This is a genomic window from Streptomyces sp. Mut1 (assembly GCF_030719295.1).
GTDB lineage: Bacteria > Actinomycetota > Actinomycetes > Streptomycetales > Streptomycetaceae > Streptomyces > Streptomyces castrisilvae.
Window position 1 is genome coordinate 323,813 of sequence record NZ_CP120998.1, and the last position, 6,000, is coordinate 329,812.

Genomic DNA, 6,000 nt, shown 5'->3' on the forward strand with positions numbered 1-6,000 from the left:
CTGACCTGGCCTTTTCTCAGAGGGACCGAAAAGGGACCGAAGCAAGAGGGACCGAAGGCCCACCAACGCCCGACAACAGAACCGCCCGCCGCCCGCCCCGCCGGACCCGGTGGAGAGGGCTAGAAAGCCGCCGTCCTGTCCTCGCTGCGAGGGTCGACCACTTGGTGCTCGGCGTACAGACCCGCCCGCGCCGCCCGCCGCCAGGGGCGCGCGTAGGCAACCGCCTCGACGGCCGCCTCTGAACCGTCGTCAAGGTCCACGACGGCCACCGACGGCGAGCCCCCCGCAGGGCATTGCGCAAGCCAGTCACCGTTGGGGGCGACGATCCCTGACCGCGTGGCGGCACTGTCCTGTACGGGCACAGCCAGACTGACCCAGTAACTGTTGACCGCGGCGTGCCCCTGAGCCTGCGCGGCGGTGTTGCCGAGAGTGCCGCCGGTGGAGAACAGGACGCAGTCGGCATCCAGCCTCTCGTACTCCGCGAACAACTCCGGATAGTGGATCTCCATACCGAGCAGGCACCCGAACCGCACACCATCGACGTCAAAGGTGACAGGCGCCCTGCCCGGCGAGTACATGTACGAGACCTTCGTCTTCGACAACAGGCGCTCGTCGTAACGCGTGACGACCTCGCCCCGATCGGAGACGACGTAGAGGCTGTTGTGCGGGCGGTGCGGACCGGTCAGACGATGCACCGACGAGACCACCGACCACAACCCCAGCTCACGGGCGGTCTCGGCGATCGCGGCCAACTCCGACCGGAGCACGGACCATTGGCACCGCTCCCAGTCCGCCGGACCCACCGCACCGGGGCCGGCGACAGACATGACCCGCTTGTCGGGAAAGCAGATCGCCCCCTCAGGGAAATGCACGACCCGCGCCCCCTGCCCGGCGGCCTCACGCATCAGAGCACGGACCCCACGCCCGCTCTCACGCAGCGCCTCCGCGTCCCCGGGATCATTGCGCACGAGGGACTGCGCCACGGCGAGCCGTACGCTCCCCGGCGCACTCTCCGACGGAGCCGCCCGGAAATGCCGCAGGGCGGACGTATAGGACTCACCGGTCTTCGCGGAGCGGGCCCGCACCTGGTGCTTGAAATTCCTACGCGAGGTCATTCGCTGCCTTCCACGCCCGGAGCGACGGCCCCCCAGCAGCGCCGCCCGAGGCGATCGGGCTGCACGAACGACCTGAGACACTGGTCCCTTTGCCTCCGACAGGAGACCGCGCTGGGGACGGTCACGGGAGGTTCGGCGTAGGCCACGCAGTCCAACATCCTGCCGCCGCCCACAGCCCCCGTCAACCACCAACGGCCCGCGCTCCAGATGATGTGATCGCTGGTCCGGAACCGTGTTCACTCTCGATGAGGTGCGCCGGATCATGGACCGTCAGCGACAGACCGGCGAACCAGAGGGCGACTACTGGTGGTGTTGGGACGGCCTCATCGTGCGCGATGGGTGTGCCATCGATGGTCAAGGTCATCGACGGATTCGTCGCCGCAAATGAGCACGGGACAGTCCTTCGTCACGTGGGGCCCGTCTTCGCGCGGTGCACGGTTCCCTCGGAGTCGGCGAGCAGCTTGATGACGCCGGTGAGGTCGACGGAGACGCACCGAATCGCTCAGACGTGAGCACGCCTGCGCAGCGCACGCGAAGTACACGCTGTCCGCTCGGCGGGCGACCTCGTACGCGCCCTTCATCGCCTCGAAGGCTGCCACCACAGGCAGGGCGGCGTTCTCGTACGCCCTGCCGTCGTGGACGGGCGCCGCCATCCGGCTCGGTTCCGTCAGTTGGAGGATGCGGTGTCCTCGGCTGCCTGGACCTTCGTGACGCAGGAATCTTCGAAGGCGCTCAGACTGAGCGTTCGGCTGAGGGAGGACCCGCGGTAGTCCATGACTACGGTCCAGCCGCGCTTTTTGAACACCGCCCGCACTACGGCGACGGTGTCGTCCGGTGCCTCGTACTCATCGCGTTCCTTGGCCTCTGTCCACCCACCGGTCAACGCGGCCGCCACGGCTCTGGCCCTGTCCACGTTCAGCGTGGAGGCGGCTTTGGCCACCCCCTTGTAGTCGACGAAGCACGCAGCCAGCGGGTTGTCGGACGTCTCCGATCTCGAAGCCACTCCTGGATGGTTCGGCGGCGCCCCGACGTCCTTGGTGATGCCGTCGAGCACCAGGCGCATCTTGGCTCTGGTGATCGGACCGGAGTCTTCCGGCCTCGGTGCAACCGGGGCGGAGGCAGCTGCGGGCGTCCTGTTCCCATTCCTATCGGAACGGTCGCCCCCCGCAGCCGGCCACCCCGATCGTCATTGCAGCCGTACAGACGACAACCCACCCCACCCTGTTCACACGCGTTCCTTCAGCGCACGAGAGCCGAACACCCCATATGAGGAGAGGAGTGTGACACGAGGCGCCGACGCCGTATGGCTGTCCGGGATCGTGCCCCCGTGGTGGACGAGCGGGCAGACCTCCGTGTGCATGGACCTGTCCGGCTGGATGCCCCTGGTGACCAGGGGCAGGTTCCCCTGTGCACAGCCGCGGTGACCACAGCGATCGCCAGCTATTGCGCCCGCCGCGCCGAGCAGCTGCGCGGCTCCTCCGGCCCTTTCGCGGGTTGTATCAAGGGCGGGCACCAAGTCACCCACCGGATACCGGGGCTTGTGCCCCAGTGTGTGGGGGTCCGGGGGTGTCTGAGCTGGATTCGTATGTTTTCGTCGAGCGTTTTGAGGTATGTGGTCCTGGTGGGGGAGGGGGTGGTGAATGGGTGGTGGCTGAGGTCCTTGGTGTCATGAACGAGAACGCCGCCGGCTGCCCGGGCGGCCTCCACGCAGGCGTCCTCGAATTCGGTGCTGTAGCTGCTCTTATGCCAGCAGTTCATGAGTGGGAGCGTCATGATGATCCTCCTGGTCGTAACGAGAGTGCAGAGTCGGATGCCTTGGGGCGTTGATTCTGCGGGGTAGGGGGGAGAGGGACATGTCTGATCGGATGAGGCTGTCGCGTTGGACGTCGGCGGAGGTGGATGTCTTCGAATGGGCGAGGGCGTTATTGAACGTGGTGATTGCCGCCTGCAGCGGCAGGATCGGGGACGCATCGATTCGCGGGGCTGCCCGGGCCTTTCGTGCTGAGCGGGCCCTGCTGCTCGAAGCGCGTGATCGGATGGCCGCCGATGACCAGGACCGCATCGCGGTGATCCTGCGCGAGGTGCCCGACCAGCTGACTGCCGTCCGTGAAGGCGGCAGCGGTGGGTGAAGAGTGAGAGGCGACACGGCTGCTGACGGGCGAAGGGATCACGGAGATCGTCCGAGAGGATGTCCTGCCGCCTCTGGCCCTCATAGTGTCTCAGGACACACCCTGCATGATCGTCTTCGGCGGGCCCCAGGGGTCAAGGAAGACGGCCCCGCGCCCGAGTGTCTCGGGCTGGGCGAGGACATCGTGTTCTACGACGGCGACGACCAACTATTTCCACCCGCACTGCGATCGTCTCGCCTGCGAACAGGGGGCCCCGGAAGCGTCCCGCTCACCGGCCCTGATAGTGGAGGTCGTCCGAGCGGCGGTCATGGATGAGGTGGGGACCAGGTGGCTGAGCATCATGGTCGTCGGCTCCTTCACGAGTCAGGACTCAGCTTGTTCTTTGATTACCGTGGGTAGCTGTTTCGACTAGCTTCACGAGGGGTGCCAGGATTTGTGGCAGTTCGTTCTCGGAGGTGAGCACCGGTTGGTCCTGCCAGGTGTGCTCGGTTCCGGAGTCGATGAAGAGCAGTGAAGTAGTACCCGATTCCCAGAGGAACATGATCCCTGTGCGCTCGTCGGATTCCAGTGTGAGGCTCACTGCTGTGGCCTTCGGCCGTCCTCGGGATGGGGTTCCTGGGACGGGTCGCTTTACCGTAGAGCTGATCCCACGAGAGCGAAGCTCGTGTTCATGTGCGGCATACCAGTCCTTGAGCCACTGAGCGATCTCTGACATTGCGCCCCCATGTGGGCCTCGAACGGCCGTCGGAATTGATCGTAAGCCTGGCAATCATCGGACGCAGGAACGGCCTTCGTCTGATCATGTGCTCCGGCCAAGGGTGCACGTGACCAAGACGAAGGCCGTGAGGGTGAGTCTGCTGCCTGGTGCTGTCCGGAGGGATGCGTTCGCGCAAGCGTCAGCCTTCGAGGTGAGTTCTATGAGTGTCTGACCACACGGCGCGACGAGTTGTTCGAGCTGGTGGACGCGGTGCTGTGTGCGGACGGTGCGGTGAAGTCCCCGGTGGACCTGACGCTGCTGCCCGAACATCGACGTGGGCACGGAGCGATGTACGGCGGCCTGAACCACGGCCTGAACCACGGCCGGATCGACGTCGGTCGGTTGCGGACGGTGCTGGCCGGACTGTCGCTGCCTCGGTTTGCCGGCGGGCGGCTGGTCCTCGCGGTAGATGTGTCGCCGTGGCTTCGCTCGGACGCGCCGTGCTCAGCGGACCGGCTGTTCTGCCACGTCTACGGCCGGTCGAAGACGGCATCGTAGTTCATCCCGGGCTGGCCCTACTCCTTTGTCGCCGTGCTGGAGCCGGGCGCCACCTCCTGGACCACGGTCCTGGACGCGGCCGGCTGGGTATTGTGCCGTGCGTTCATCCGGCACCTCCGGCCTTGTCCTGCTCGTTCGTGCCCTGCGGGCCGACGAGGACGCGTTCGTGCAGCGGCGCCTCCAGGTCCGTCGTGAGCTGTCCGTGCCACAGGGCATGGTAGAGGGCGGGAAGCACCTTGATCGGGTCACCGACAGCTTCGGCTCCTTCCAGCAGCGGCCGCGGCCGCGCGAACGCCTCCAAAACCGTGGGCGTCAGGCCCGGGTGGCTGGCGTTGCGGGGGTGGCGGTAGCCAGCCAGCCACTTCGGATTGGCGGCCGGTACATCGTCGAGCGGTGCAAGGCGCCGGTAGGCCCAGCCGACGTCCGTGCATCTGCGCCATCGCTTCGGCGGCGTTCATTGCGCGTTCGCCGCCGGCGTCGGGGTGGCCGGGGCAGTCGGCGAGCAGCGCGGTGCCGTCGCGGTACTGGGCGAAGAGCTGCGGCACCCAGGACCGCGCCTGCCCGAGCCGGTCGTGCCACAGCAGCTGTACCGGCCGCCCAGCCAGGCCCGTCACGTCGGGGTCGCGGTCCAGCACCATGAGCTGGGTGCGCATCGCGTTCGACCCCGCGGCGACGTGCCGTCCGGTGGTGGCCGACCACCACAGGCCTGGCCCCCAGCGCCTCCAGGACGTGGCGGCGCTCCTTGGTGTGCGGGTACATGCGCGGCAGCACCGTCTCCCGGACGAACATCTTCAGGCGCACCAGGTCCGCCCGCTCACGCTGCCTCACGTCCGCGATATGTGCAGCCAGTTCAGCGGCCCCGGCCGGCCGCCACGCCGTGACCAGTCCCGGTCCGAGATGCCCACCAGGGCCTCGCTCACGGCCATGGCGCCCTCATCCCAGCCATCCTCGAACGCTTCACCCCGAGAGGCCGGCGCCATCCTGTCCAGCTCCACGACCTTGCACTGGCCCCGGCGACCGCCCAGGCCTCCAGCGCCGCCACCAGACCGTCCGCCTCAGCCGCAGGTGCGCCCTGGGCGACCAGGAGCGCGAACAGCTTCAACTGGGCGTTGCTGCCCCCCCCGTCTGGTACTGCTTCACCTTCCGAACGGAAATCGCTGCTCAGCGCTTGAGCCTTTCCGGTAGATTCGCCGTGACTGGTCATCAGCGGTCGTTCCTCTCGAACGTGAGGGAGTTTTCCAGATGGCGGGGTGTCCCATCTTTCCGCCAACAGTACATGTGCATCAAACTGGATGCACCCACTACACCGAAGCCCGAAACGAACGAATGCCCACCACCTCTGCATGGCCAGCCGAGCCCGCGTAGCGGGCTTCAGGCCCTGAAGGCGAAGCCGGAAGGGCCCGGGGTGGGGGAGCGCAGCGGACACACCCTCAGACGAGTGCGAAGCACTCGTCAACTCCCCAATTGCATCTGACATCACGCCAGACCGGGCCCCGCAACG

Annotated in this window: 4 protein-coding genes and 2 pseudogenes; 2 read left to right on the forward strand and 4 right to left on the reverse strand. The window is 67.1% G+C overall.

Going from position 1 to position 6,000, the window contains the following annotated elements; genetic code table 11:
- Positions 1-119: 119 nt before the first annotated feature.
- The 3 genes from P8A18_RS34165 to P8A18_RS34425 form a co-directional block, all read right to left on the reverse strand.
- Complete coding sequence (locus tag P8A18_RS34165) at positions 120-1,115, reverse strand: carbon-nitrogen hydrolase family protein (RefSeq protein WP_306061700.1); 996 nt, start codon at positions 1,113-1,115, stop codon at positions 120-122.
- Positions 1,116-1,782: 667 nt separating this feature from the next.
- Complete coding sequence (locus P8A18_RS34170; RefSeq protein WP_306061702.1) at positions 1,783-2,169, reverse strand: hypothetical protein; 387 nt, start codon at positions 2,167-2,169, stop codon at positions 1,783-1,785.
- Positions 2,170-2,555: 386 nt separating this feature from the next.
- The gene (locus P8A18_RS34425; RefSeq protein WP_371933746.1) at positions 2,556-3,086 is read right to left on the reverse strand and encodes a DUF397 domain-containing protein; all 531 of its coding nucleotides are present in this window, start codon (positions 3,084-3,086) and stop codon (positions 2,556-2,558) included.
- Here P8A18_RS34425 and P8A18_RS34180 point away from each other — a divergent pair.
- Both P8A18_RS34180 and P8A18_RS34185 read left to right on the forward strand, forming a co-directional pair.
- A complete protein-coding gene (locus tag P8A18_RS34180; protein ID WP_306060597.1) occupies positions 2,969-3,244 on the forward strand; it encodes a hypothetical protein in 276 nt (91 codons plus the stop codon). The two genes, P8A18_RS34425 and P8A18_RS34180, sit on opposite strands and share 118 nt — an antisense overlap.
- Before the next feature lie 925 nt (positions 3,245-4,169).
- Positions 4,170-4,577 (forward strand): annotated as a pseudogene (locus tag P8A18_RS34185) (transposase); the annotation flags it as partial.
- A gap of 25 nt (positions 4,578-4,602) precedes the next feature.
- Here P8A18_RS34185 and P8A18_RS34190 read toward each other — a convergent pair.
- Positions 4,603-5,221, reverse strand: a pseudogene (locus tag P8A18_RS34190) (TnsA-like heteromeric transposase endonuclease subunit); the annotation flags it as partial.
- Positions 5,222-6,000 lie beyond the last annotated feature (779 nt).

Bases quoted from the DNA above. Each gene is read 5' to 3' on its own strand.
- P8A18_RS34425 (WP_371933746.1), bottom strand. From the start codon at position 3,086: ATGCGTCCCCGATCCTGCCGCTGCAGGCGGCAATCACCACGTTCAATA.
- P8A18_RS34165 (WP_306061700.1), bottom strand. From the start codon at position 1,115: ATGACCTCGCGTAGGAATTTCAAGCACCAGGTGCGGGCCCGCTCCGCG.
- P8A18_RS34180 (WP_306060597.1), top strand. From the start codon at position 2,969: ATGTCTGATCGGATGAGGCTGTCGCGTTGGACGTCGGCGGAGGTGGAT.